Source organism: Kitasatospora sp. NPDC096140 (genome assembly GCF_040303045.1).
Lineage (GTDB): Bacteria > Actinomycetota > Actinomycetes > Streptomycetales > Streptomycetaceae > Kitasatospora.
The window spans coordinates 166,205-189,126 of sequence record NZ_JBEOUW010000014.1; the positions used below are offsets into that span (position 1 = coordinate 166,205).

Annotated in this window: 22 protein-coding genes; 9 read left to right on the top strand and 13 right to left on the bottom strand. The window is 73.2% G+C overall.

Annotation, left to right across the window (positions count from 1 at the left end; translation table 11 throughout):
• Positions 1-7 precede the first annotated feature (7 nt).
• On the top strand, positions 8-664 hold the full coding sequence (locus tag ABT048_RS17270) for a TetR family transcriptional regulator (protein ID WP_350522218.1): 657 nt from the start codon (positions 8-10) through the stop codon (positions 662-664).
• A 102-nt stretch (positions 665-766) separates the two neighbouring features.
• On the opposite strand, the gene ABT048_RS17275 is transcribed toward ABT048_RS17270, so the two are convergent.
• Together ABT048_RS17275 and ABT048_RS17280 are read right to left on the bottom strand one after the other, a co-directional pair.
• Positions 767-1,642: a hypothetical protein gene (locus tag ABT048_RS17275; RefSeq protein ID WP_350522219.1), complete on the bottom strand. Its 876-nt coding sequence runs from the start codon at positions 1,640-1,642 to the stop codon at positions 767-769.
• A gap of 8 nt (positions 1,643-1,650) precedes the next feature.
• Positions 1,651-2,367: a papain-like cysteine protease family protein gene (locus tag ABT048_RS17280; protein WP_350522220.1), complete on the bottom strand. Its 717-nt coding sequence runs from the start codon at positions 2,365-2,367 to the stop codon at positions 1,651-1,653.
• A 258-nt stretch (positions 2,368-2,625) separates the two neighbouring features.
• Between ABT048_RS17280 and ABT048_RS17285 the strand changes: the two genes are divergently transcribed.
• Positions 2,626-3,558: a hypothetical protein gene (locus tag ABT048_RS17285; protein ID WP_350522256.1), complete on the top strand. Its 933-nt coding sequence runs from the start codon at positions 2,626-2,628 to the stop codon at positions 3,556-3,558.
• A gap of 40 nt (positions 3,559-3,598) precedes the next feature.
• On the opposite strand, the gene ABT048_RS17290 is transcribed toward ABT048_RS17285, so the two are convergent.
• From ABT048_RS17290 to mca, 4 genes are all read right to left on the bottom strand, one after another.
• Positions 3,599-4,459 carry a GNAT family N-acetyltransferase gene (locus tag ABT048_RS17290; protein ID WP_350522221.1) on the bottom strand — a complete coding sequence of 287 codons (861 nt, stop codon included), beginning with the start codon at positions 4,457-4,459 and terminating at the stop codon, positions 3,599-3,601.
• Positions 4,460-4,533: 74 nt separating this feature from the next.
• Positions 4,534-6,576 (bottom strand): thioredoxin domain-containing protein, encoded by a 2,043-nt coding sequence (locus tag ABT048_RS17295; RefSeq protein WP_350522222.1) that lies wholly within the window; start codon positions 6,574-6,576, stop codon positions 4,534-4,536.
• Between the two features lie 42 nt (positions 6,577-6,618).
• Positions 6,619-6,810 carry a hypothetical protein gene (locus tag ABT048_RS17300; RefSeq protein WP_350522223.1) on the bottom strand — a complete coding sequence of 64 codons (192 nt, stop codon included), beginning with the start codon at positions 6,808-6,810 and terminating at the stop codon, positions 6,619-6,621.
• Between the two features lie 49 nt (positions 6,811-6,859).
• Positions 6,860-7,765 carry a mycothiol conjugate amidase Mca gene (mca, locus tag ABT048_RS17305; protein ID WP_350522224.1) on the bottom strand — a complete coding sequence of 302 codons (906 nt, stop codon included), beginning with the start codon at positions 7,763-7,765 and terminating at the stop codon, positions 6,860-6,862.
• A gap of 240 nt (positions 7,766-8,005) precedes the next feature.
• Here mca and ABT048_RS17310 point away from each other — a divergent pair, with 240 nt between their 5' ends.
• Both ABT048_RS17310 and greA read left to right on the top strand, forming a co-directional pair.
• Entirely contained in the window at positions 8,006-8,419 is a 414-nt protein-coding gene (locus tag ABT048_RS17310) for a DUF4307 domain-containing protein (protein WP_350522225.1), read from the top strand.
• 260 nt (positions 8,420-8,679) lie between these two features.
• Positions 8,680-9,180 carry a transcription elongation factor GreA gene (gene greA, locus ABT048_RS17315; RefSeq protein WP_350522226.1) on the top strand — a complete coding sequence of 167 codons (501 nt, stop codon included), beginning with the start codon at positions 8,680-8,682 and terminating at the stop codon, positions 9,178-9,180.
• Positions 9,181-9,276: 96 nt separating this feature from the next.
• Here the strand turns inward: greA and ABT048_RS17320 are convergent, their stop codons facing one another.
• The 3 genes from ABT048_RS17320 to ilvA all read right to left on the bottom strand — a co-directional run bounded on the left by ABT048_RS17320 (position 9,277) and on the right by ilvA (position 12,704).
• Positions 9,277-10,134 carry an ABC transporter permease gene (locus ABT048_RS17320; protein ID WP_350522227.1) on the bottom strand — a complete coding sequence of 286 codons (858 nt, stop codon included), beginning with the start codon at positions 10,132-10,134 and terminating at the stop codon, positions 9,277-9,279.
• A gap of 1 nt (position 10,135) precedes the next feature.
• Positions 10,136-11,212 (bottom strand): ATP-binding cassette domain-containing protein, encoded by a 1,077-nt coding sequence (locus ABT048_RS17325; RefSeq protein ID WP_350522228.1) that lies wholly within the window; start codon positions 11,210-11,212, stop codon positions 10,136-10,138.
• Positions 11,213-11,492: 280 nt separating this feature from the next.
• A complete protein-coding gene (ilvA, locus tag ABT048_RS17330; protein ID WP_350522229.1) occupies positions 11,493-12,704 on the bottom strand; it encodes a threonine ammonia-lyase in 1,212 nt (403 codons plus the stop codon).
• A gap of 123 nt (positions 12,705-12,827) precedes the next feature.
• Between ilvA and ABT048_RS17335 the strand changes: the two genes are divergently transcribed.
• Positions 12,828-13,310: a MarR family winged helix-turn-helix transcriptional regulator gene (locus ABT048_RS17335; protein ID WP_350522230.1), complete on the top strand. Its 483-nt coding sequence runs from the start codon at positions 12,828-12,830 to the stop codon at positions 13,308-13,310.
• 12 nt (positions 13,311-13,322) lie between these two features.
• Here the strand turns inward: ABT048_RS17335 and ABT048_RS17340 are convergent, their stop codons facing one another.
• Positions 13,323-14,477, bottom strand: a complete 1,155-nt coding sequence (locus ABT048_RS17340; RefSeq protein WP_350522231.1) for a cystathionine gamma-synthase — start codon at positions 14,475-14,477, stop codon at positions 13,323-13,325.
• Between the two features lie 234 nt (positions 14,478-14,711).
• Between ABT048_RS17340 and ABT048_RS17345 the strand changes: the two genes are divergently transcribed.
• The 4 genes from ABT048_RS17345 (at position 14,712) to ABT048_RS17360 (ending at position 18,855) form a co-directional block, all read left to right on the top strand.
• A complete protein-coding gene (locus ABT048_RS17345) occupies positions 14,712-16,340 on the top strand; it encodes a M48 family metalloprotease (protein WP_350522232.1) in 1,629 nt (542 codons plus the stop codon).
• Positions 16,341-16,452: 112 nt separating this feature from the next.
• Positions 16,453-17,586 (top strand): hypothetical protein, encoded by a 1,134-nt coding sequence (locus ABT048_RS17350; protein ID WP_350522233.1) that lies wholly within the window; start codon positions 16,453-16,455, stop codon positions 17,584-17,586.
• A 104-nt stretch (positions 17,587-17,690) separates the two neighbouring features.
• Positions 17,691-18,356, top strand: coding sequence for a peptide-methionine (S)-S-oxide reductase MsrA (gene msrA / locus ABT048_RS17355; protein ID WP_350522234.1), 666 nt, complete (start codon positions 17,691-17,693; stop codon positions 18,354-18,356).
• Positions 18,357-18,492: 136 nt separating this feature from the next.
• The gene (locus tag ABT048_RS17360) at positions 18,493-18,855 is read left to right on the top strand and encodes a cupin domain-containing protein (protein WP_350522235.1); all 363 of its coding nucleotides are present in this window, start codon (positions 18,493-18,495) and stop codon (positions 18,853-18,855) included.
• Between the two features lie 108 nt (positions 18,856-18,963).
• Here ABT048_RS17360 and ABT048_RS17365 read toward each other — a convergent pair whose 3' ends face one another.
• The 3 genes from ABT048_RS17365 to ABT048_RS17375 all read right to left on the bottom strand — a co-directional run bounded on the left by ABT048_RS17365 (position 18,964) and on the right by ABT048_RS17375 (position 22,656).
• Positions 18,964-20,253: a L,D-transpeptidase gene (locus tag ABT048_RS17365; RefSeq protein ID WP_350522236.1), complete on the bottom strand. Its 1,290-nt coding sequence runs from the start codon at positions 20,251-20,253 to the stop codon at positions 18,964-18,966.
• A gap of 186 nt (positions 20,254-20,439) precedes the next feature.
• Complete coding sequence (locus tag ABT048_RS17370; RefSeq protein WP_350522237.1) at positions 20,440-20,778, bottom strand: hypothetical protein; 339 nt, start codon at positions 20,776-20,778, stop codon at positions 20,440-20,442.
• A 477-nt stretch (positions 20,779-21,255) separates the two neighbouring features.
• Complete coding sequence (locus tag ABT048_RS17375; RefSeq protein WP_350522238.1) at positions 21,256-22,656, bottom strand: cystathionine beta-synthase; 1,401 nt, start codon at positions 22,654-22,656, stop codon at positions 21,256-21,258.
• Positions 22,657-22,922 lie beyond the last annotated feature (266 nt).

Below are 22,922 nucleotides of genomic sequence, written 5' to 3' on the forward strand. Positions count from 1 at the left end.
CGGACACATGACTCCCCAGCAGCCGACCGCGGCCCTCCCGGACGCCCCGACCGACCCGGTCCAGGCGATGCTGGAGGCGCCGCTGTCGCTGCGCGAGCGCAAGAAGCTCAAGACCCGTCAGACCATCCGCCGCGAGGCGTACCGGCTGATCGCCGAGCAGGGCTACGAGAACACCACGGTGGAGCAGATCGCCGCCGCCGCCGAAGTCTCGCCGTCCACCTTCTTCCGGTACTTCGCCACCAAGGAGGACCTGGTCCTCTCCGACGAGTACGACCCGGCGATGATCGCCGCCCTGCTGGCGCGGCCCGCCGACGAGCCCTTCCTCACCTCCTGCCGGGAGGCCATCCGCAGCCTGCTCCGCCAGCTCCTCCGGCACGATCGCGAGGAGCTGTACACCCGGATGCGGCTGGTCACCGAGGTCTCCGCGCTGCGCGCCGGTGTGGCGCGCAGCAGCAGCAACCCGCAGCGGCTGTTCCTCACCGCGCTCACCCGGCGGGCCGGCGTCGAGGAGCCCACGTACGAGATGCGCGTCACCGCCGCCGCCATCGCGGCCGCCACCACCGAAGCCCTCCTGCAGTGGGCCGCGGCCGACGGCCGGGAGGACATCGCGGACTTGATCGACCACACCTTCGCCCTGCTGGAGAGCGGCTTCGCCGGGGTGTGAGCCCGGCCGTCCGCCGTCCCGCCGCGCCGGGAGGCGCAGCAGGACAAGAAAGAGGGGACAGGCAGCGGGGCCCGGTCCGCTCGGCCCGGGCCCCGCTCCCCCTCACCCGCGGCGGACGCCCGTCCTCCGCCGCAGGACGGCGCCCGCGCCCACCAGCGCGGTGGCGCCCAGGGCCGCGGCCGCCGTCACGGCCGCCGGCATCGAACCACCGGCCGCCGCCGGCTCCGGCGCGGCCACGGGCTGCTCGGCGGCATCCGCCGGGTAGCCGCCGCCCCGGCCCGCCCGGTCGTACGCCGAGCCGGGCAGCTTGTCGCCGTACCGCCGGTGCACCAACTGCTGGTACGCGGTCAGCGTCACCCCGTCCGCGCCCACCGAACGCCGGGCCTCGTCGTCCAGCGGCAGCACCCGGCCGTCGCGAAGCACGTACCAGGCGTCGACCTGCGGCTCGCGGAAGGCGGTTCCACCGCCGCTGCCCGCCGCCTTCGCCGCGTAGTCGCTCTCGTCACCGCCCGAGGCGATGTTCACCACCCGCCAGGACTGGCCCTGCCGGACCGTCCAGACCGAGGCGGTCTGCCCGTCCGCGGCGACCACCTTGCTGGCGGTGAACTCGGCCTTCGCCACCGGCGCGCCCGGGGTGCCGGCCACGAAGCCGGCGTCCAGGACGTACACCGGCACGGTGTCGCCGGCCAGCCGCGGCGCGGACGCGCTCGCCGCCCGCGCCTCCTCGGCGGCACCGATGGTCAGCTGCCGGGTCGGCGGGACGCCCTGGCGGGCGAAGAAGTGGCCGACCCGGTCGAGGACGGCCGGGTCCTGGACCGCGCCGCGGGCCTGGGCCAGCTCTGCGGCGGGCACCGGCGCGGGGGCCTCGGCCGCCGGTTCGGGGGCGGCGGCGTGCGCGGCCGGGGCGAAGGCCGCCGCGAGGACGGCGGTGAGCAGGGCGCCCGCGGCGGCCCGACGGAGGTCACGGTTCTCGGTCATGGCCACCCTCACGCGCCGATCCGGTACAGGGAGTGGGTCCACGAGAACGTGCCGTTGTTCACGTAGTACCAGTAGTCCGCCCAGTTGTAGCGGTAGTCGGACGGCCACGGGTCGCCCCAGTAGACCCAGTTGTTCCCGGTGTCGTAGCCGTAGAGGACGTGCATGTGACCGCCGCCCGAGCTCCACTGGATGCGGGTCTCGATCGGCCGGTCGGCGTCCACCTCGGCCTGCACGGTGCTGTAGCGCAGGTAGCCGGTGACGTACGAGCCCGGGTTGATGCCCACCCGGTCCAGCCCGTTCTGCACGTCGCCCAGCGTGGCCTGGCTGTTGGGGCAGGCGGAGCCGGTCGCCCGGCCGAACGCGGCGTTGCAGAACTGGTTCTGGCTGTAGTCGTAGCCGAACCAGGTGGCGATGGTGTTCCCGCTCGCCGCCCAGCACCAGTTGGTCTGCTGTTGCTGCTGCATGGTGATGTTGAGCTTCTTGAACGTGCCGGCCTGGTCGGCAGTACTGCCCGGCGCGGCGGCCCGGCGGACCTGGTGCGGGGCCCGGTCCTGCCCGGGAGCGACGGCCGCGGGGGCGACCGCAGTGGGGGCGACGACCGTGGGGGCGGTGGTCGCGGGCGCGGCGATCGCGGGGGCGGCGACCGCGGCGGTGAACGCCGGGCCCAGCACGCCGAGGGCGATCAGAGAGACGGCACGGCGCAGCCGTATCCGTGGAACTGGCATGGGGGGATGCCTCCTTGCGCGAGTGGAGCGAGGTGCTGTGTGGGGGCGCGGTCCGGATCGCGCCCCGAGCATCGCGCCTGGCCACAGGCGGGTCAACGGCCCCGGGAGGCACCCGGGCCGGGGTGTGAACGGCCGGGCGCGGGTGTGAACACCGCCGGGGAAACCCCCGCGCAGCAGGCCCGGACCGGTGACAAACCGCCGTACCGATGTGAATATTCACGGTCAAAAGCCGGTCCGTCCGCACCTCAGGAGGCCGTCATCCACCGGAGCGACCCAGCCGATCTCGCCGCCGCCCTGCGCACCGGCCCGTTCCACCTCGCCCTGCGCACCGCCATCGCCGCCCGGGGCCTCGCGCTGCACCGGATCCGCCGCCGCCTCGCGCTGCGCGGCGTGAACGTCGGTGTCACCAGCCTCAGTTACTGGCAGCAGGGCCGCCGTCGGCCCGAACGCCCGGAGTCGCTGCGCGCCGTCGCCGCCCTGGAGGACGTCCTCGACCTGCCCGAGCACTCCCTCACCCGGCTGCTCGGCCCCCGCCGCGCCGCCGGAACCGCGCCCGCCGGCCCGCCCGTACGGCCCTACCGCGACCTCATCTCCCCCGCCACCGCCGTCGACGACCTGCTCAGCACCCTCGCCGGGCCGCGCGACACCGGCCTGCACACCGTCACCCACATCGAGCGCATCCGGGTCGGCCCCGACCGCCAACTCGCCCGCCGCGACTCCCAGCACGCGCTGCGCGCCCACCGCGACGGCATCGACCGCTACCTCGCGATCTACCAGGGGGACCCGGGCAGCGACATCACCCGCGTCGGCGTCCGGGCCGAGGAGAACTGCCGCCCCGGCCGCGTCCGCCGCGACCGGACCCACCACCTGCTCGCCGCCGAACTGCTCCTCGACCGCCGGTTACGGGCCGGCGACACCCACCTGCTCGGCTACGGCTTCGACGACGCGCCCTCCCCGGAGCCGAGCTGCGAGTACGTCCGCGGCTTCAACTCCGGCGCCGGCCAGTACGTCCTGCAGGTCACCTTCCACCCCGCCGCCCTGCCCGTGCGCTGCCACCGCTTCGCCCTCCACTCCCCGGGCGAGGCCCCGTACGAGACCGAGGAGCTGACCCTCGACGGCCACCGCTGCGTCCACCTCGTCGCCACCGCGCTGCGGCCGTGCATCCTGGGGATCCGCTGGGACTGGGAGTGACGGGCGGCGGCGGCCGCCGGGGCATCGGCGGGCAACTCCCCTAGGCCGCCCGGAAGTCGAGGACCAGGCAGTCCTCCACCGGCAGGTACCCGATCTGCTGGTAGACGGAGTTGCTGGTCGGGTTCGCCAGGTCCGTGTACAGCAGCACCTCGGCGGCCCCGAGGGCCAGCACATGGGCCGAGGCGGCGGCCGTGACGGCGCTGCCGTAGCCGCGGCCGCGGTGCTCGACGGGCGTGTAGACCGGGCCGATGCGGGACATCCCGGCGAGCACCGGGCTGGTGCCGGCCAGCGCGACCGGCTCGCCGCCGTCCTCCCACAGGTGGAGGCCGCCGGCCGCGGTCCGGTCGTCCACCGCCCGCGGCACGTCCGGCAGATGGACCCCCGCCTCGGCCCCGAACTCCTCGTACCAGCGGATCGCCAGCTCGCGGTCGGCCGGCCCGGCCGGCCGGTGCCAGCCCGCGGGCGGGCGCGGCGGACCGGTCAGCCGGCCGAGCCGGTAGAGCCGTTCCTCGACCCGGACGGACTGCTCGGTCCCGGTGGCCGCCGTCCACGCCGCGGCGAAGGCGCGGGCCGCTCCGGCGCCCCCGGCGATCCCGTTCACCGTCGTGAACCCGCTCCCCACGGCGGCCAGTTCGACCGCCAGCTCGGCGGCCGCGGCCTCCGGCATGGCGGAGAGTCTGAGGTCGAACGGCGGCGTCTGCAGGAAGGCGCCCGCGACCGGGCCGCCGTCCTCGGCCCGCCACCAGCCGAAGACCGGCGGGCCGCCGAACACGTCCAGCCCGGACTCGGCCAGCCGGTGCGCGATGGTGAGCAGGACGGTGTTCTCGGCGGGGCTGGCCGCGAGGACGGCACCCGCCCGGGCCCGGAAGTCATCGAGGGAGGTGCTGAAGGTCCAGGTCATGGCCCATGTTCGCCCCGACCCGACCGATCCTGCCAACGATTATCCGGCCCCTGCCGGACGGCCGCCGGCCCCCGCTAGTCGACCGTGGCGCCCAGTCGCTCCGCCAGCACCGCCGGATCGGTGGTCGGCGCGTCGCAGGCGAAGTGCCGGCAGACGTACGCCGCGGGCGCCCCGCCGACCAGCGGCCGGTCCGCCAGCAGCGGCACCTCGGTCTCCCCCGGCTCGCCCACCGCGACCACCGCGCCCGGCGCCGTCCCGAGCAGCGCCGCCCGCCGCAGCGCGGCCGTGGCCCCGTCCCCGGCCGGGCCGACCACGGCGACCTCGCGCGGCCCGTCCAGCAGTGCCTCCGCCACCGCCAGGCCCCAGCCGATGAACCGCGGCGCCCGCCCGGCGAGCGCGCCGACCACGCCGAGGGCGCGCTCGGCGGCCGTGCGGTGCCGGTCGGATCCGGTGTACGCGGCGTAGGTGAGCAGGGCGCCGGCGGCGGCCGTCCAGCCGGAGGGGGTGGCGTTGTCGGTGGGGTCCTGCGGGCGGCGGATCAGTTCCTCGGCGTCGTCGGCGGTGTCGTAGAGCGCGCCGGAGGCCTCGTCGGTGAAGTGCTTGAGGACGGTGTCGAGCAGACCGCCGGCCAGTTGCAGCCACTCCGCCTCGCCGGTGACGGCGTACAGCGCGAGGAAGCCCTCGGCGGTGTCCGCGTAGTCCTCCAGCACGCCCGCGTTGGCGCCGGGCCGGCCGTCCCGGGAGGTGCGCAGCAGCCGGCCGTCGGGGGTGAGGTGGACGGCGAGCAGCAGGTCGGCGGCGCGCTCGGCGGCCTCGACCAGGTCGGGCCGCTCCAGCAGTGCGCCGGTCTCGGCGAGCGCGGCGACGGCGAGGCCGTTCCAGGCGGCGACCACCTTGTCGTCCCGGGCCGGTGCGGGCCGGGCCGAACGCGCTTCGAGCATCCGGGCGCGGATCGCCTCGTACTCGGCGGAGTCCTCGGGCTCGGCGAGGAGTTGGAGGACGGAGGTGCCGTGCTCGAAGGTGCCGTCGGCGGTGACGGTGAACAGCCGGGCGGCGGTGGCCGCGTCGGCGGGGCCGAGCAGGTCGACCAACTGGCCGGGCTCCCACACGTAGTAGGCGCCCTCGGCGGACTGCCCGGTCTCCTCGTCCAGGCTGTCGGCGTCCAGCGCGGAGGCGAACGCGCCCTCGGGGGTGCGGAGTTCGCGCAGCAGGAAGTCCGCCGTGGTCAGCGCGGTCCGCCGCGCGAGCGCGGAGCCGGTGGCCCGCCACAGGTGCAGGTAGGTGCGCAGCAGCAGGGCGTTGTCGTAGAGCATCTTCTCGAAGTGCGGCACCACCCAGCCGGCGTCCACCGCGTACCGGGCGAAGCCGCCGCCGAGCTGGTCGTGGATGCCGCCGCGGGCCATCGCCTCGCCGGTGCGCACGGCCATCTCCAGCGCCGCCTCCGAGCCGGTGCGCGCGTGGTGGCGCAGCAGGAACTCGACGACCATGGCCGGCGGGAACTTGGGGGCGCCGCCGAAGCCGCCGCGCGCCTGGTCGAACTCCCGGCTGAGGGTCACCAGTGCCTGGTGCAGGTCCGCCTCGCCGGGCGGGTTGTGGGCGCCGGCCGAGTAGACGGCGGCCCGCTGGGCCAGGTCGGCCCGGATCCGTCCGGCGACCTCGCCGACCTCCTGCCGCCGGTCCCGCCAGGCGGCGTCCACGCCTTCCAGCACCTGCCGGAACGAGGGCATCCCGTGCCGGGGCTCCGGCGGGAAGTAGGTGCCGAAGTAGAACGGCTCCTTGTCGGGCGTGAGGAAGACCGTCATCGGCCAGCCGCCCTGCCCGGTCGCGGCCTGCACCGCCTCCATGTAGACGGCGTCGACGTCCGGGCGCTCCTCCCGGTCCACCTTGACCGCGACGAACCGCTCGTTCAGGTACCCGGCGAGCCCGGCGTCCTCGAAGCTCTCGTGCGCCATCACGTGGCACCAGTGACAGGCGGCGTACCCGACCGACAGCAGGACCGGCACCCCGCGCCGCGCCGCCTCCTCGAAGGCCCCGGGGGACCACTCCCACCAGTCGACCGGGTTCTCGGCATGCTGCTGCAGGTACGGCGAGGTCGCGTCCGCGAGACGGTTCGGCATGCCCCCATCCTTCCGCATCGGCGGCCGGCGGGGGCCGGGGACTCACTCCTTCGGAGCCTCCGGCTCCTCCGCGAAGTCGACCTTCTTGAACTGGCGGTTCATGGACTTGGCCAGGAACCAGGTCGCCACGCCGAGGGCGGCGAAGACGACGAAGCCGAGGAGGCCGGGGGTGACCTTGGCGTCGTCGACGGCGAGGTCAGCGGCGAGGTGGAGGAGGTTCACGGGGGCGCTCATATCTCTATGGTGGCCCGGCTCACGGGGAGCCGGGCCATCGGGGGGTGCTTCAGTCGCGCGTGTCGGCGGCCTCGGCCGCCAGGGTGGGGGTGCGCAGGCCGGCGAACAGGTCGTCCTCCGGCAGGTCCACGTCGACCAGGGTACGGGCGAGCTCGTAGTCCTCGGTGGGCCAGACCTCGCGCTGGACCTCCAGCGGGACGCGGAACCACGGGCCGTCCGGGTCGATCTGGGTGGCGTGCGCGATCAGCGCCCGGTCACGGGTCTCGAACCAGTCGTCGCAGCGGACCCGCGTGGTGATCTCGCGCTCCTTGCGGCCGCTCTTCTCCCAGCCCGCGATCCACTCGCCGTACGGCGAGTCGTGGCCGTGCTCGGTGAGGTACTGGTGCAGGGCGCGGATGCGGCCCATCGGGAAGCCGTGGTTGTAGTAGACCTTCAGCGGCTGCCAGGGCTCGCCGGCCTCGGGGTACGCGTCCGGGTCGCCCGCGGCGTCGAAGGCCAGCATGGTGATCTTGTGGGTCATGATGTGGTCCGGGTGCGGGTACCCGCCGTTCTCGTCGTAGGTCGTGATGACCTGCGGCTTGAACTCGCGGATCAGCCGGACCAGCGGCTCGGCCGCCTCCTTGACGTCCTGCAGGGCGAAGCAGCCCTCGGGCAGCGGGGGCAGCGGGTCCCCCTCGGGCAGGCCGGAGTCCACGAAGCCCAGCCAGGCCTGCTTGACGCCGAGGATCGCCCGCGCCTCGTCCATCTCCTTGCGCCGCACCTCGTGGATGTTCTCCTCGATGTACGGGTCCCCCTGGAGCTTGGGGTTGAGAACCGACCCGCGCTCGCCCCCCGTGCAGGTGGCCACGAGTACGTCCACACCCTGCTCGACGTACATGGCCATGGTGGCCGCGCCCTTGCTGGACTCGTCGTCCGGGTGGGCGTGCACCGCCATCAGTCGCAACTGCTCAGTCAACGCCTTGCGTTCCTTCCACATCATCGGGCGTTCCGCGAAGTCCGGGTCTGCCCACCGTACGAACCGCTCACTCCGGGACCGCGTCGCCGCGGGGCCGGCCGCGGAAGTCGCCGACACGGCCGAGCCCTGCCCCCGCCGGACCGGCCGCGGGCGAGCCCCTCCTATAGTGACGGACTGGAGGAGCGTCGCATTCCCCCGCACCACCCGCGCGGCCCCTCCCCCAGGAGAGGACAGGGTCCGATGACTGCAGAGACCACCGCCGCCCGGCTGCCCGAGGGGCGCTACGGACGCGGCGGCGACCGCGAGGCGGACCGTCGCCTGAAGGTGGTCGGCGCGGTCTGCGGCGTGCTGGGCCTGGGTCTGATCGCCTGGCTGGGCGGCTCCTACCTGCTGCGCGAGACGAAGATCAACGGCTCGGTGCCGACCTTCCAGGTGGTCTCCGACTCCGAGGTCCAGCTGCACCTCACCGTGCGCAAGAGCGAGGGCCAGGCCGGCACCTGCACGGTCCGCTCCCAGGGCGACGACCACGGGGTGGTCGGGGTGGCCGACTTCCCGGTCCCGGCGGCCGGCGACAGCTACGACGCGGTGGTCACCCTGCGCACCACGGCCCGCGGCACCACCGCCGAACTGCTGGGCTGCACGCCCGCCAAGTAGGGCGCATATTCGATCCGGGGAGCGGGCATCCGTAAAAGGTCCCGCTCTCCGTCCTGTACACCGCGGCGTAACGCCACCGTCAATGCCGCGCCAACGCCTCTCCCGCTTGTCGGCAGGACTTGTTAGGCTCGTGGTTTCGCCCCTTCCGCACCGGATGGTACGGGAGCGGGCGTTGCTTTGTAGTTGAGACCGATATCACCACCAACCCCGGCTGACGACTCACACCCTCAGCACAGCCCCAGCACCTACGAGGAGCACCCGTGACCCAGACCAGCGAGAACGTGACCTGGCTCACTCAGGCCGGCTACGACCAGCTCAAGGCCGAGCTGGATCATCTGACCGGGCCCTGGCGCATCGAGATCGCCCAGAAGATCGAGGCGGCGCGCGAGGAGGGCGACCTCAAGGAGAACGCCGGTTACCACGCGGCGAAGGAGGAGCAGGGCAAGTACGAGCTGCGCATCCGCCAGCTGACCCAGCTCCTGGAGCGTGCCAAGGTCGGCGAGGCCCCGGCCGACTCGGGCGTGGTGGCCCCGGGCATGGTCGTCACGGTCGCCTTCGACGGCGACGAGGACGACCTCATGGAGTTCCTGCTCGCCTCCCGCGAGGTGGCCGGCTCCGACAACCTGGACGTCTACTCGCCGCAGTCGCCGCTGGGGCGCGCGATCGACGGCAAGCAGATCGGCGACGAGGCCACCTACGAGCTGCCGAACGGCAAGCCGGCCATGGTGAAGATCGTCAAGGTCGTGCCGCACGCCGGCTGATCCGGCCCGCGACAGCGCGAGGGCGGCCGTGGAGTCGGGGACTCCACGGCCGCCCTTTCCGTGTGCCGGGCGGCACCCGGGGCCCGGCGCGCCCGCTCAGGCGGTGGCCGAGCGGTACTTGCGCACCGACAGCCACGAGAACACCGCCGTGATCAGGACCGACCACATCACCGACACCAGGGCGGCGTGCTGCATCGGCCAGGCGCCGTCCACCGGCCCGACCTGGTTGCCGAACAGCTCCCGGCAGGCCTGCACGGTGGCGCTGAACGGGTTCCAGTACGCGATCTGCTGCAGCCAGTCCGGCATCGAGCTGACCGGCACGAAGGCGTTGGACACGAAGGTCAGCGGGAACAGCCAGATCAGCCCGGCCGAGGTGGCCGCCTCGGGGCTGCGCACCGACAGGCCGATCAGCGCGCCGATCCACGAGAAGGCGTAGCCGAACAGGAGCAGCAGGCCGAAGGCGGCGAGCGCGTTGAGCACGCCGTCGTGGATCCGCCAGCCGACCAGCAGCGCCACCAGGCCCAGCACGATCACGATGAAGCCGGTCTGGACGAGGTCCGCCAGCGTGCGGCCGACCAGCACCGCCGAGCGGGCCATCGGCAGCGAGCGGAAGCGGTCCACCAGGCCCTTGGTCATGTCCTCCGCGATGCCGGCCGAGGCGCCGGCGGTGGCGAAGGTGACGGTCTGGGCGAAGATGCCGGCCATCAGGAACTGGATGTACGTGTGGGAGCTGGAGTCCGTCCCGGGGATCTTGATCGCCCCGCCCATGACGTACGAGAACAGCAGGACGAACATCACCGGCTGCATCAGGCCGAAGACGACGATCTCCGGGATGCGGGTCATCCGGCGCAGGTTGCGCTTGGCGACCACCCAGGAGTCGTGCAGGGTGGCGGACAGCCCCCGGCGCTGTCTGGGCACGGCCGCGCCGATGGCGTGCTCGGTGGCGGTGCTCATCTCAGTGCTCCTTCCCGGCCGCGACGGCCTGCTTGTCCGGTCCGCGGTCTCCGCTGTCGGCCGCGTCGGCGGTCCTGCCCCTGCTCCGGCCGCCGCGGCCGCGCGCCTTGGGGTCGGCGCCGCCCTCCTCGGCCTCCTGCTCGGCGACGTGGCCGGTCAGGGTGAGGAAGACGTCGTCCAGGGTCGGGCGGCGCAGCCCGATGTCGTCGATCTCGATCCCGCGGGCGTCCAGTTCGCGGATGGCGTCGGCGAGCACCCGGGCACCGCCGCTGATCGGCAGGGTGATCCGGCGGGTGTTCCGCTCCACCGTCGGCTCGCTGAGCGCGTAGCCGGACAGCGCCGCGACCGCGTCGGCGACGACCCCGGGCTCGTGCACCACGACCTCGATCCGCTCGCCGCCGATCTGGGCCTTGAGCTGGTCGGCGGTGCCCCGGGCGATCACCCGGCCGCGGTCGACCACCGCGATGTCGTGGGCGAGCCGGTCCGCCTCCTCCAGGTACTGGGTGGTGAGCAGCAGCGTGGTGCCCTGCTCGACCAGGGTCTCGATGACCTCCCAGAGCGCGAGCCGGTTGCGCGGGTCGAGACCGGTGGTCGGCTCGTCCAGGAACATCACCGGCGGGCGGACGACCAGCGCGGCGGCGAGGTCCAGGCGGCGGCGCATGCCGCCGGAGTAGGTCTTGGCGGTGCGGTCCTTGGCGTCGGTCAGGTTGAACCACTCCAGCAGCTCCAGCGCCCGGGCCTTCGCGTCGCGGACGCTCATCTGGTAGAGCTCGCCGACCATGGTGAGGTTCTCGAAGCCGGTCAGGTACTCGTCGACCGCCGCGTACTGACCGGACAGGCCGATCAGACTGCGCACCCGGTTGGGGTTCTTGAGCACGTCGACCCCGGCGACCACCGCGCGGCCGGAGTCGGGGCGGAGCAGGGTGGTGAGGACCCGCACGGTGGTGGTCTTCCCGGCGCCGTTCGGGCCGAGCAGCCCGAGCACCGTGCCCTCGGGGACGTCGAGGCTGACGCCGTCCAGGGCTCGTACGTCGCCGAAGGTCTTCACCAGGTTCTCGGCTTGGATGGCTGGCGCCATGGCCTGCCTCATCTCCTCGGACGTATGGGGCGATCTGTCCCACTCTGCCCCGCTTTCGGGCACGCGGTCGACTCGATTTTCGACATGCGGGACTCGAACACGATGTATCGCGAGTCTCCCAGTACGCGATATATCGCGTCAAGGGATACGGCTCCGCCATCGTTCCAGGGAGGAGCCGCGGCACACCGCAGCAACGACCGGCAATCGGGGCCCGAACCACCGGCAACTGGGAGCCCGGTGGACGCTCCCGCCCCACCCGCCCCGCCGGAACGCCCGCCGACTAGTCGGAGACGACGTACCCCGAGTCCCGCAGCTCGCCGACCACCGCCGCGCAGTGCTCCGGCCCCTTGGTCTCCAGGTGCATGTCCACCTCGACCTCCGCCAACCCCAGCCGCGGGTCGATCCGCACGTGCGCCACGTCCAGCACATTGGCGTCCAGCCTGGTCAGCACGCCCAGCAGGTCCGCCAGCGAGCCCGGCTTGTCCGCCAGCCGCACCCGCAGCGACAGGTAGCGCCCGGCCGCCGCCAGCCCGTGCCGCAGCACCCGCTGCATCAGCTGCGGGTCGATGTTGCCGCCGGACAGTACCGCCACCACCGGGCCCTCGAAGGAGTACGGCCGCTCCAGCAGCGCCGCGATCGGGGCCGCCCCGGCCGGCTCGACCACCAGCTTCAGCCGCTCCAGGCCGAGCAGCAGCGCCCGCGACAGCGAGTCCTCGGAGACCGTGTGGATGCCGTCCGCCAGCGTGTTGACCACCTCGAAGGGGATGTCCCCCGGGCGCCCGACCATGATCCCGTCGGCCATGGTGGCGAAGTGCTCCAGCGACACCGGCCGCCCGGCCGCCATCGAGGGCGGGTACGCGGCGGCGCCGGCCGCCTGCACCCCGACCACCCGGACGTCCGGCCGCAGCGGCTTGACCGCCGCCGCGATCCCCGCCAGCAGCCCGCCGCCGCCCACCCCGACCAGGATGGTGCGCACCTCGGGGCACTGCTCCAGGATCTCCAGCCCGACGGTCGCCTGGCCGGTGACCACGTCCCAGTGGTCGAAGGGGTGGATGAACACCGCGCCGGTCGCCTCCGAGTACCGCTGGGCGGCCCGCAGCGCCTCGTCCACGTTGGCGCCGTGCAGCCGCACGTCGGCGCCGTACTCGCGGGTGGCCGCGACCTTCGGCAGCGGCGCGGCGACCGGCATGAACACCGTCGACTGCACCCCCAGCAGCGCGGCCGCCAGCGCCACCCCCTGGGCGTGGTTCCCGGCGCTCGCCGCCACCACCCCGCCGGCCCGCTGCACCGGCGAGAGTCCCGCGATCCGCACGTACGCCCCGCGCAGTTTGAAGGAGCCGGTGCGCTGCAGGTTCTCGCACTTCAGGTGGACCGGCGCGCCGATCAGCCCGGAGAGGTGCCGACTGCCCTCCATCGGGGTCACCCGGGCGATCCCGACGAGCATCTTCTGGGCGCCGCGGACGTCGTCGAGGGTGATCGGCCAGTTGTGCATGCTGCCAAGGTTAGAGGTCCGGACGACGGCAATCCGGGACGCCGGGCCTGTTCCCGGGCCCGCCGAGCCCGCGTACGCTGCTGGTTCTGAGCCTCCCTCACCGCACGACGATCGTGAGCCGCGATGACGACGACCTCGCCCCAGGCCACCGACCGCACCGACCCCGTGCACAACCAACTGCAGTACCAGCTCGCGGTGTTCGCACGCCGCATGGAACAGGTCCGCACCTCCGGCGGCGGGGTCGGAGCGCTGGACCGGGCCGCCTACCTGCTGCTCGACCGGCTGGAGCGGCACGGCCCCGCCAACGTCAAGGCGCTGGCCGAATCACTGGGCGTGGACTCCTCCACGGTGACCCGCCAGGTCGCCCCGCTGGTCGCGGCCGGGCTGGTCGGCCGGGTGCAGGACCCGGCCGACCGCCGCGCCGTACGGCTCGCGCTGACCTCCCGCGGCTCCGGCCGACTCGACGAAGTCCGGGACGGGCGGGCCGAGTTGACCCGCCGCCTGGTGGCCGACTGGCCGCCGGAGGAGCAGCACGCGTTCTGCGCCCTGCTGGCCCGCTTCAACCACGCGATGGAGTCGTACACGGCGGACCAGCAGGGGCAGTGAACCCCGGGGGCCTCAGCCGAGCGCCTGCTTGAGGTCGGCCAGCAGGTCGTCGATCGACTCGATGCCGACCGAGACGCGCACCAGGTCGGACGGCACCTCCAGCGCCGAGCCGACCACCGAGGCGTGGGTCATCCGGCCCGGGTGCTCGATCAGCGACTCGACGCCGCCGAGGGACTCACCGAGGGTGAACAGCTGCGCGCGGTTGCAGACCTCGACGGCCGCCTCCTCGCCGCCCGCGACGCGGAACGAGACCATGCCGCCGAACGCCTTCATCTGCTTGGCGGCGATGTCGTGGCCGGGGTGCTCGGGCAGGCCCGGGTAGAGCACCTGGCTGACCTTGGGGTGGCTCGCCAGCAGCTCGGCGACCTTCTCCGCGTTGGCGCTGTGCCGGTCCATCCGGACGCCCAGCGTCTTGATGCCGCGCAGCACCAGCCAGGCGTCGAACGGGCCGGAGACCGCGCCCATCGCGTTCTGGTGGTAGGCGACCTCCTCGCCGAGGGCCGCGTCGGCCAGCACCAAAGCACCGCCGACCACGTCCGAGTGGCCGCCCATGTACTTGGTGGTGGAGTGCACGACCGCGTCCGCGCCGAGCGCGATCGGCTGCTGCAGGTACGGGCTGGCGAAGGTGTTGTCGACCACCAGCAGCGCGCCGGCGCCGTGCGCGATCTCGGCGAGCGCGGCCAGGTCGGTGATGCCCAGCAGCGGGTTGGACGGGGTCTCCACCCACACCGCGCGGGTGTTGGGACGCATCGCGTCGCGGACGGTGGCCAGGTCCTGGGTGTTGGCCACGGAGAACTCGACGCCCCAGCGGGTCAGCACCTTGGCGAAGAGCCGGAAGGTGCCGCCGTAGGCGTCGTTGGGGATCACGATGTGGTCGCCCGGCTTGAGGATGGTGCGCAGCAGGGTGTCCTCGGCCGCCAGGCCGGAGGCGAAGGCGAGGCCGCGGGCGCCGCCCTCCAGCGCCGCGAGGCACTCCTCCAGCGCGGTGCGGGTCGGGTTGGCGCTGCGGCTGTACTCGTAGCCGCCCCGCAGGCCGCCCACCCCGTCCTGCTTGTAGGTGGACACCTGGTAGATCGGCGTGACGACGGCCCCGGTCTGGGGGTCTGCTTCCTGCCCCGCGTGGATGGCGAGGGTCTCGAAGCCCTGGGGAAGCTGGTGCTCGGTCATGACTCCGAGCCTAATGGCCGAATGCCGTCCAGCCCTCCCGAATCGGAATCCGGGACGAACCCGCAGGTGGGAGCGGGGGTACGAGGCCCGGTAACCGTGGTGCGCGGGCCATCGCCAAGCACTAGCATCTCCACCTGCCGTACACCTGTTCACCACACGACAACCGCGCGTCGCCGTGCCGTCGCGCCCTCGGGGGAGGATCACCGCATGGGCGCGCCCCAGCGTTCCACTGGCATGAGCACATCCAGAAGGGCCGCGACCGCGGTGGCCCTGCTCGCCGGTTTCTACCTGCTCGCCCTCGGCATCCTCGTGAGCCTGCTCGCCCTCGACATCGCCCTGTACCGGGCCTCGGGTCAGCTGCGCCCGGCGCTGTTCAAGGTCTGGGCGCTGTCCGCCGCGATCGGCTACCCGGTGGCCCGGGTGGTGTTCCTGACGCGTCGGCGCGAGGACGCCGCAGAGCTGCCCGGCGTGCCCCTCACCCGCGAGCGGCAGCCCGCCGTCTGGGCCGTGGTCGACCGGATCGCCGAGCGGACGGGTGTCCGCGGACCGGCCGAGATCCGGCTCGTGCCCGAGGTCAACGCCAGCGTGCTGGAGGAGGCGAAGCTGCTCGGCCTCGTCCCCGGCAAGCGGCACCTGGCCATCGGCGCCCCGCTGCTGATCGGCCTCACCGAGGGCGAGCTGGAGTCCGTCCTGGCGCACGAGTTCGGCCACTTCAGCAACCGGGACGTACGGCTGGCCGCCGTCACGCTCGCCGGCCGCCGCGCCCTGCTGCACACCGTCGGCGGGCTCCACCAGCGCGCCGACCGGCACCAGGCCGAGGAGGCCGCCAAGCTGGCCGCCAAGGCCGAGAAGCGGCTTTCCAAGGGCCGCCAACCCTCGTACGAGCAGGCCACCGGCGGCGTCGACCGGGTCCTCGCCAAGCTCTTCAACCTCTACGCCAAGCTCTACTTCCGGGTCTCCGAGGCGGTCGGCCGCCGCCAGGAGTACGCCGCCGACGTCGTCGCCGCCCGGCTGGCGGGCCGGGACGCCACCGCCACGGCGCTGCGCAAGATGCCGGCGCTGGTCTCCGCCCAGGACTTCTACCTCGGCCGCTACGCCACCATCGGCTGGGACGCGGGCCTGCTCCCGCTGCCCGGCCAGGTCTACGGCGGCCTGGTCCACCTGCTGAGCGACCCGAAGCGCCGCCAGGAGCTCGCCGAGTACGCGCTCGAACTGCCCGAGCAGGAGCCCGACCCGTACGACTCCCACCCGCCGATCGCCCGCCGGGTCGCCGCGATCGAGGCGCTGCCGGACGACGGACGCGGCCCCGGCACCACCACCCCCGCCCTCGCCCTGCTGCACGACGCCGAGCGGGTGCTGACCGAGCTGGAGGTCGTCTCGCTGGTGCCCGAGGCGGCCGCGAAGCAGCGGGTCGAGTGGCCCGAGCTGGTCCGGGCGGCGATGCTCGCACACGCGCGCGGGGCGGGCGCCCCGGCCGGCCGGGCCCTGACGGCGCTGGGCCTGTCGCCCACCGCCGAGGGCCTGCTGGACGCCGTGGACGCCGGCCGGGCCCGGGAGTTCACCGACCGGTTGCCGAAGAGCGAACAGGCCGCCGCCGCCACCGGCCGGGCCGCCCGCGAGTTCGCCCGCCCGGTGCTGCGCAAGGAACTGGCGCACGCCGTCGTCGTCACGCTGGCCGAAGCCGGCCTGGCCGGCTGGGAGCTCTCCTGGTCCGGGCCGGCCGAGCTGCGACTGCCGGAGGGATTCGAGGACGGCTTCGACGTGGCCCTCGACGCCGCCTGCCGCGACACGCCGGACACCGCGCCGCTGCGGGCCCTGCTCGCCGGGGCCGGCGTCCCGTCGCCCACCGCGCCGGCCCTCTGACCGGCCCGGCGGACCGACCCCGGCGCCGAGCCGAACCACGCCAGGCGCACCTGCACACCGAGCCCGCCACACGCACGCCCAGCACGCCAAGCACACCACGGAAGGAAGCTCCTTGATCGGCATCATCGTGTTCGCCGTCGTCGGCCTCGTCCTGCTGTTCCCGGTCGTCATGACCCGGCTGGCCAAGCGCAAACTGGCCCAGCTGGAGCGGGCGAAGGCCACCATCGCGGCCCACGAGGCCCGGGTCGCCGAGCAGGAACGGGCGAAGAACACCATCGTCCCGGCCGACCACGGGCTGCTGCTCGGCCGCGAACTGGTCCTGGACGACGAGCCGGGCCCCGAGGAGGAGGCCGCCCTCGCCGCCGCACGGGCCGGCGACTGGCAGCCGGCCGCCGCCCACCTCACCGCGGACGCCTCCGCCGACGTCCGCTGGATGCGGCAGCGCGCACTGGCCCGGTTGGCGGCCGAGGACGACACCTGGCTGCGCGCCTGGCGCGCGGAGCGGCCCGAGGACCCGACCGCCGCCCTGGTGCACGCGGACGCCATGGTCCACCTGGCCTGGAACATCCGGACGTCGGCCCGGGCCCAGCACGTCACCCGCGAGCAGTTCGACGGCTTCCACCGCGTCCTGCAGGAGGCGGACGGGGCAGCCGAGGCGGCGATGGCGCTCGCCCCCGCCGCGGACCCCAACCCGTGGGTCGCCCGGATCTCCGTCGCCATGGGTCTGGGCTGGTCCCACGAACGCTTCCGGCAGCTCTGGTCCGAACTGACCGAGCGCGACCCGCACCACTGGGCGGCGCACAACCGGGCCCTGCAGTACTGGTGCGACAAGTGGCACGGCAGCCACCAGCTGATGCACGGGTTCATCGACGAGGCGATCGCCGCCGCCCCGGCCGGCAGCCTGCTCGCGCCGATGAAGCTGGAGGCGTACTACGAGCAGTTCGGCCAGGACGGGGAGAAGCTCAGCGCCTGGAAGCGGCCGGAGGTCGGCGCCGCCCTGGACGCGGCGCTCGCCGACCTCGCCGCCGCCGATCCGGAGCACCCGCGCCTCCGGTACGCCCGCGGCTGGCTCGCCTACGCCCTGACCCGGGCCGGCCGGCCGACCGAGGCGCTGGCGCAGTACCAGGCGCTGGGCCGGTACATCCCGCAGCCGTTCACCAACTTCAACGATCCCCGGCAGGCCTTCGTCGACCTGCGGATCGACGCGGTCCGGGGTGCGGTCGAGGCGGCCGCGCAGCCGGCCTGACCACGGCGGGCGGTACGGACGGGCCCGACGGCCGCTCCCGGAATCCGGGGGCGGCCGTTCGCGTTGCAGAGTGAGCCACGTTTCCCGACCCGCTGGAGCAGGCCGTGTTGTTCAACCGCCACAAGACCTCGCTCGTCCCCGCCGACCAGGCGCTGCCCGGTCGGCCGACCGCGGCCTTCGAGCTGCGCGACCCGCACACCGTGCTCGGCCACCCGCTGACCGGTCCGTACCCGGAGGGCCTGGAGGTGGCCGACTTCGGGCTGGGCTGCTTCTGGGGCGCCGAGCGCACGTTCTGGCGCCTGCCCGGCGTCTGGACGACGCTGGTCGGCTACCAGGGCGGCTACACCCCCAACCCGACGTACGACGAGGTGTGCAGCGGTCTGACCGGGCACACCGAGGCGGTCCGGGTGGTGTACGACCCGGCCGTGGTCTCCTACGAGCGGCTGCTGAAGACGTTCTGGGAGGCGCACGACCCGACCCAGGGCAACCGCCAGGGCAACGACGTGGGCACCCAGTACCGCTCCGCGGTCTACACCCACTCCCCCGCCCAGGCCGAGGCCGCGGCGGCGTCCCGGGAGGCCTTCCAGCCGGCCCTCACCGCGCTCGGCTACGGGCCGATCACCACGGAGATCGCCCCGGCCGGTCCGTTCTTCCCGGCCGAGCCGTACCACCAGCAGTACCTGTCGGAGGCCAAGAACCCCAACGGCTACTGCGGCCTCGGCGGCACCGGCGCCTCCTGCCCGATCGGCGTGGCCCGCACCCGGGGCTGACCGGGCGTCGACGACTCCGCGTGTGCCCTTCCCGCCGTGACCCCCTCCCGTTCGGGGCGCAGACTGGAAGGGCCAGCAGGGGCCGCCCGGCCGCCCGTCGGCGGCCGGGCCCCCTCGTGGAGAGGAGTGGTGCGCCATGTCCGGTCTGGTCCGCAAGAGCTTCGACGATCCCGAGGAAGTCCGTCCCTTCGAGGAGGGCAAGGGCGAGCTGCGGCTGGTCAACCTGGATTCCGGCCCGGTCGGCAGGGCCGTGTTCGAGCCGGGGTGGCAGTGGTCCAAGCACGTGAAGCCGATCGCCAAGACCGACAGCTGCCAGGCGGCCCACATGGGGTACGTGATCTCCGGCCGGATGAAGATCGTCATGGACGACGGCCAGGAGGCCGAGTTCGGCCCCGGCGACTACATGATCTGCCCGCCCGGACACGACGCCTGGATCCTCGGCGACGAGCAGTGCGTCGTCGTCGACTGGCAGGGGTTCGCGGACTACGCCAAGCGCTGAGGCCGGGCGCGGCTCACAGCTCGCCGGGCGGCTGCTCGCCGCTGCCGTCCGGCCCGTGACCGGGCAAGCCGGTCGCGGGCCGGACGGGGCGGCCCGGCTGCGGGTGGATCAGACGGCGCTGCCGGCCTTCCAGTCGGCCCAGCCCATGTTCCATCCGTTCAGGCCGTTGTCCGGGGCGACGGTCTTGTCGCCGGAGTTCACGACCTCGACCACGTCGCCGACCATCGAGGACTTGTAGAACTTGTAGCCGTCCGTGCCGGCGTCCTGCGCGCCCTTGGCGTCCTGCAGGCCGACGCAGCCGTGGCTGGTGTTCTGGCTGCCGAAGATCGACGTCGACGACCAGTAGTTGCCGTGGATGAAGGTGCCCGAGGTGGTGAGGCGCTGGGCGTGCGGCACGTCCGCGATGTCGTACTCGCTGCCCAGGTTGACGGTCTGCGAGTTCATCCGGGTCTGCGTGTACTGCTCGGAGATGACCATCTTGCCGCCCCAGGTGGTGTGCTCGGGCGAGCCGCCGGAGATCTTGTACACGGCGCTGACCTGGCCGTCGGTGGTGACGGTGAGCTTCTTGGTGGCGAGGTCGGCGACGCTGGTCTGGGCGCGGCCGACGGTGAAGCGGACGTCCTTGGACTGGGTGCCGTACACGCCCTTGGCGCCCTCGACGTCCTTGAGCCGGAGCTTGAGGGTGACCTGGGTGCCCTTGGCCCAGTACTCCTGCGGCCGGAAGTCGAGGCGGGTGCTGGAGAACCAGTGGCCGACGATCTCGACGCCCGGCTCGGCTGTCACGGTGATCGCCTGCTGGACGGCCTTCTTGTCGGTGATCGGCTTGCTGAAGTTGATCGAGACGGGCATGCCGACGCCGACCGTCGAGCCGTCCTCGGGGGTGAAGTAGCCGACGAAGGTGTTGGCCGGGGTCGCCGTGGTGAAGACGGCGTTGGAGTCCGCCTCCAGCTTGTCCTTGTCCTGGGCGACGGCGGCGACGGTGTACTTGGTACCGCTGGCCGGGGCGGCGGCCGAGGTCCAGCCGGCGTTGTCGGCGGAGAGCTGGCCGGCCAGTTCCTTGCCGGTGGAGTCCGTGACCTTGACGCTGGTCAGGGTGCCGTTGGTGACGGTGACCTTGACCGGCTCGCTGAAGCTGGCGGCGGTGGCCCCGTCGGCGGGGGTGACGGTGATCACGGCGGCCGAGGTCTTCGGGGCGCTGCTGCTGCCGCCGCCATTGCCCGGGGCGCCGCTCGCGCTGCCGCCGGAGCCGGAACCGCTGCCGGAACCGCTGCCGCTGTTACCGCTGTTGTCGTTGCAGGCCGCGAGGAGCAGGACCGGCGCCCCGATCAGTCCCGCGAGAACACCGCGTCGGCTCCAGCTTCCACCGGCCGCCCGCCCCTGACCGTCCCGTGCCGTCACGTCGCGTCTCCCTGCTGATCATCCCGGGCATTTACGGATACAGAAACGCAATCCGCCCGTTCACGGTTCCACCATCGAAGGGTAAGCGATCGTATGAGATGACCAAACTTGCCATCGAACAAGGACAAAACGCCCGGCCTGCCGTGGCAGACCGGGCGTTTCCGAGCGCGTGACGGCGCACCGCCACTACTCGGCGGACTCCTCCACCGCGTACTCGTCCCACTCCTCGCTGTCCGGGTCGAACTCGGTCTGCGCCGACTCCCAGGTCGCCGAGGCGAGCTCCACCCCGGGGACGTCGCCGAGCAGCGCGACGGGGTCGATGAAGTGGGCGAGCGAACCCGACGGGTCCACCTCGATGGCCTCGACGGACTGGGCGCGCTCCTCGTCGTCGAGGTACTCGTCCTCGGTCACCGCCTGCAGGGCCGCCGCCTTCAGCGCGCCCTCGTCGGTGATCTCCGCGATGAGCTCGATCTTGACCCGGACGTAGCGCGGGGCGTCCTGGTCGGTCGTTTCAGTGCTGGTCATGCGTGCGAGCGTACGGGAACGACGTGCCGCCCGGCGCACCGCGCACGGCCGCGACGGCGGACCGGGCCCGGACAGGCGGTGGGGCCGGCCCCTCGAAGAAGGACCGGCCCCACCGTCTCCCCCCTCGGCTCCCCCACCCGGGAGCCGCGGGGACGCGCCGTACGGCGCGGTGCGGCCGCGGAAGCCGCCACACCCTGTCGACCGGCCGGAGCCGGGCAGGGGCGGGACGACGGCGCCTCCCGCGGAGGTAGGACACAGCGGTCGGGTCAGGACCGTCCGTTGTGTCCGGAGTCGACCGCGGTCGCCGGGGAGCCGCTCCCGGACGCTTGCCGTCGCCTCGTTCGGCGTCGTGCCGTTGACCACAACGATGCCGGACCGTTGTTAACCCCGTGATGCGGGCAGATGACGCCGGTGTACCACTTCGCCCGTGGACGAATCCTCCGGATCCGCCCACGGGCGCTCGGTGGTGACCGCGTGTCAGTGCGCGGCGCGGCCGGTCAGGAAGCCCAGCAGGTCCTGGCGGCTGACGATGCCCTGCGGCTTGCCCTCGACCAGCACGACGGCCGCGTCGGCCTTCTCCAGCACGGTCATCAGGTTGGTGACGGTCTCGCCCGAGCCGACCACCGGCAGCGGCTTGGACATCACCTTGTCCAGCGTGTCGGTCAGCTCGATCTCCTTGGCGAAGATGCCCTCCAGCAGCAGCTTCTCCACGACCGAGCCGATCACCTCGCCGGCCATGATGTCCGGGTGCCCGGCACCGGGGGAGACCACCGGCATCTGCGAGACGCCGTACTCGCGCAGCACCCGGACCGCCTCGGCGACCGTCTCGTTGGGGTGCATGTGGACGAACTGCGGGACGCCGCCCTGCTCGATGGACTCCTTGCGGGCCAGCACCTCGCCGATGTGCGCCTCGTCGGTCGACGAGGGCAGGAAGCCGTAGTCGGCCATCCAGTCGTCGTTGAAGATCTTCGACAGGTAGCCGCGGCCGCCGTCCGGCAGCAGCACCACCACGACGTCGTCCGGCCCGAGCTTGCGGGCGACCTCCAGCGCGGCCACCACGGCCATGCCGCAGGAGCCGCCGACCAGCAGGCCCTCCTCCTTGGCCAGGCGGCGGGTCATCTGGAACGAGTCCTTGTCGGAGACGGCGACGATCTCGTCCGCGACGTTGCGGTCGTAGGCGGTCGGCCAGAAGTCCTCACCGACGCCCTCGACCAGGTACGGCCGGCCGGTGCCGCCCGAGTAGACCGAGCCCTCCGGGTCGGCGCCGATCACCTTGACCTTGCCGCCCGACGCCTCCTTCAGGTAGTTGCCGGTGCCGGAGATGGTGCCGCCGGTCCCGACGCCCGCCACGAAGTGGGTGATCTTCCCGTCGGTCTGCTCCCACAGCTCCGGGCCGGTGGAGTAGTAGTGCGAGGCCGGGTTGTCCGGGTTGGAGTACTGGTCCGGCTTCCAGGCGTTCGGGGTCTCCCGGACCAGGCGGTCGGAGACGTTGTAGTAGGAGTCCGGGTGCTCAGGGGCGACGGCGGTCGGACAGACGACCACCTCGGCGCCGTACGCACGGAGGGTGTTGATCTTGTCGGTCGAGACCTTGTCCGGGCAGACGAAGATGCACTTGTAGCCCTTCTGCTGGGCCACGATCGCCAGACCGACACCGGTGTTGCCGGAGGTCGGCTCGACGATGGTGCCGCCCGGCTTGAGGGCGCCCGAGGCCTCGGCGGCCTCGATCATGCGCATCGCGATGCGGTCCTTCACGGAGCCACCGGGGTTGAAGTACTCGACCTTCGCCAGCACTGTCGCGCTGATGCCCTCGGTGACCTTGTTCAGCTTGACCAGCGGCGTGTTGCCGACCAGGTCGATGATCGAGTTGTGGTACCGCACGGGGGTCCTCCCGGTCTATGGGCATGCGAGTGCTTTCGGTACTGCAAAGCCTAGGGCGTGGCACGCGCCCCAGCGCCCCCTCTCGTCCACGTCCTCCGGGGCCCGCCCCGGCAGCCCCGCGCGACGACCCGCCGCCCCTCCCCCGACGGCCCGCCCCGCCCGGCGCTCCCGCGGCGGCGGCGCCGGCGCCTCCCCCAATGGCCCACCCGCACCGGTACTCCCGCCCCCGGCGCGGGTAGGAGGGGTGTACGACCCCGCTGGGGGCG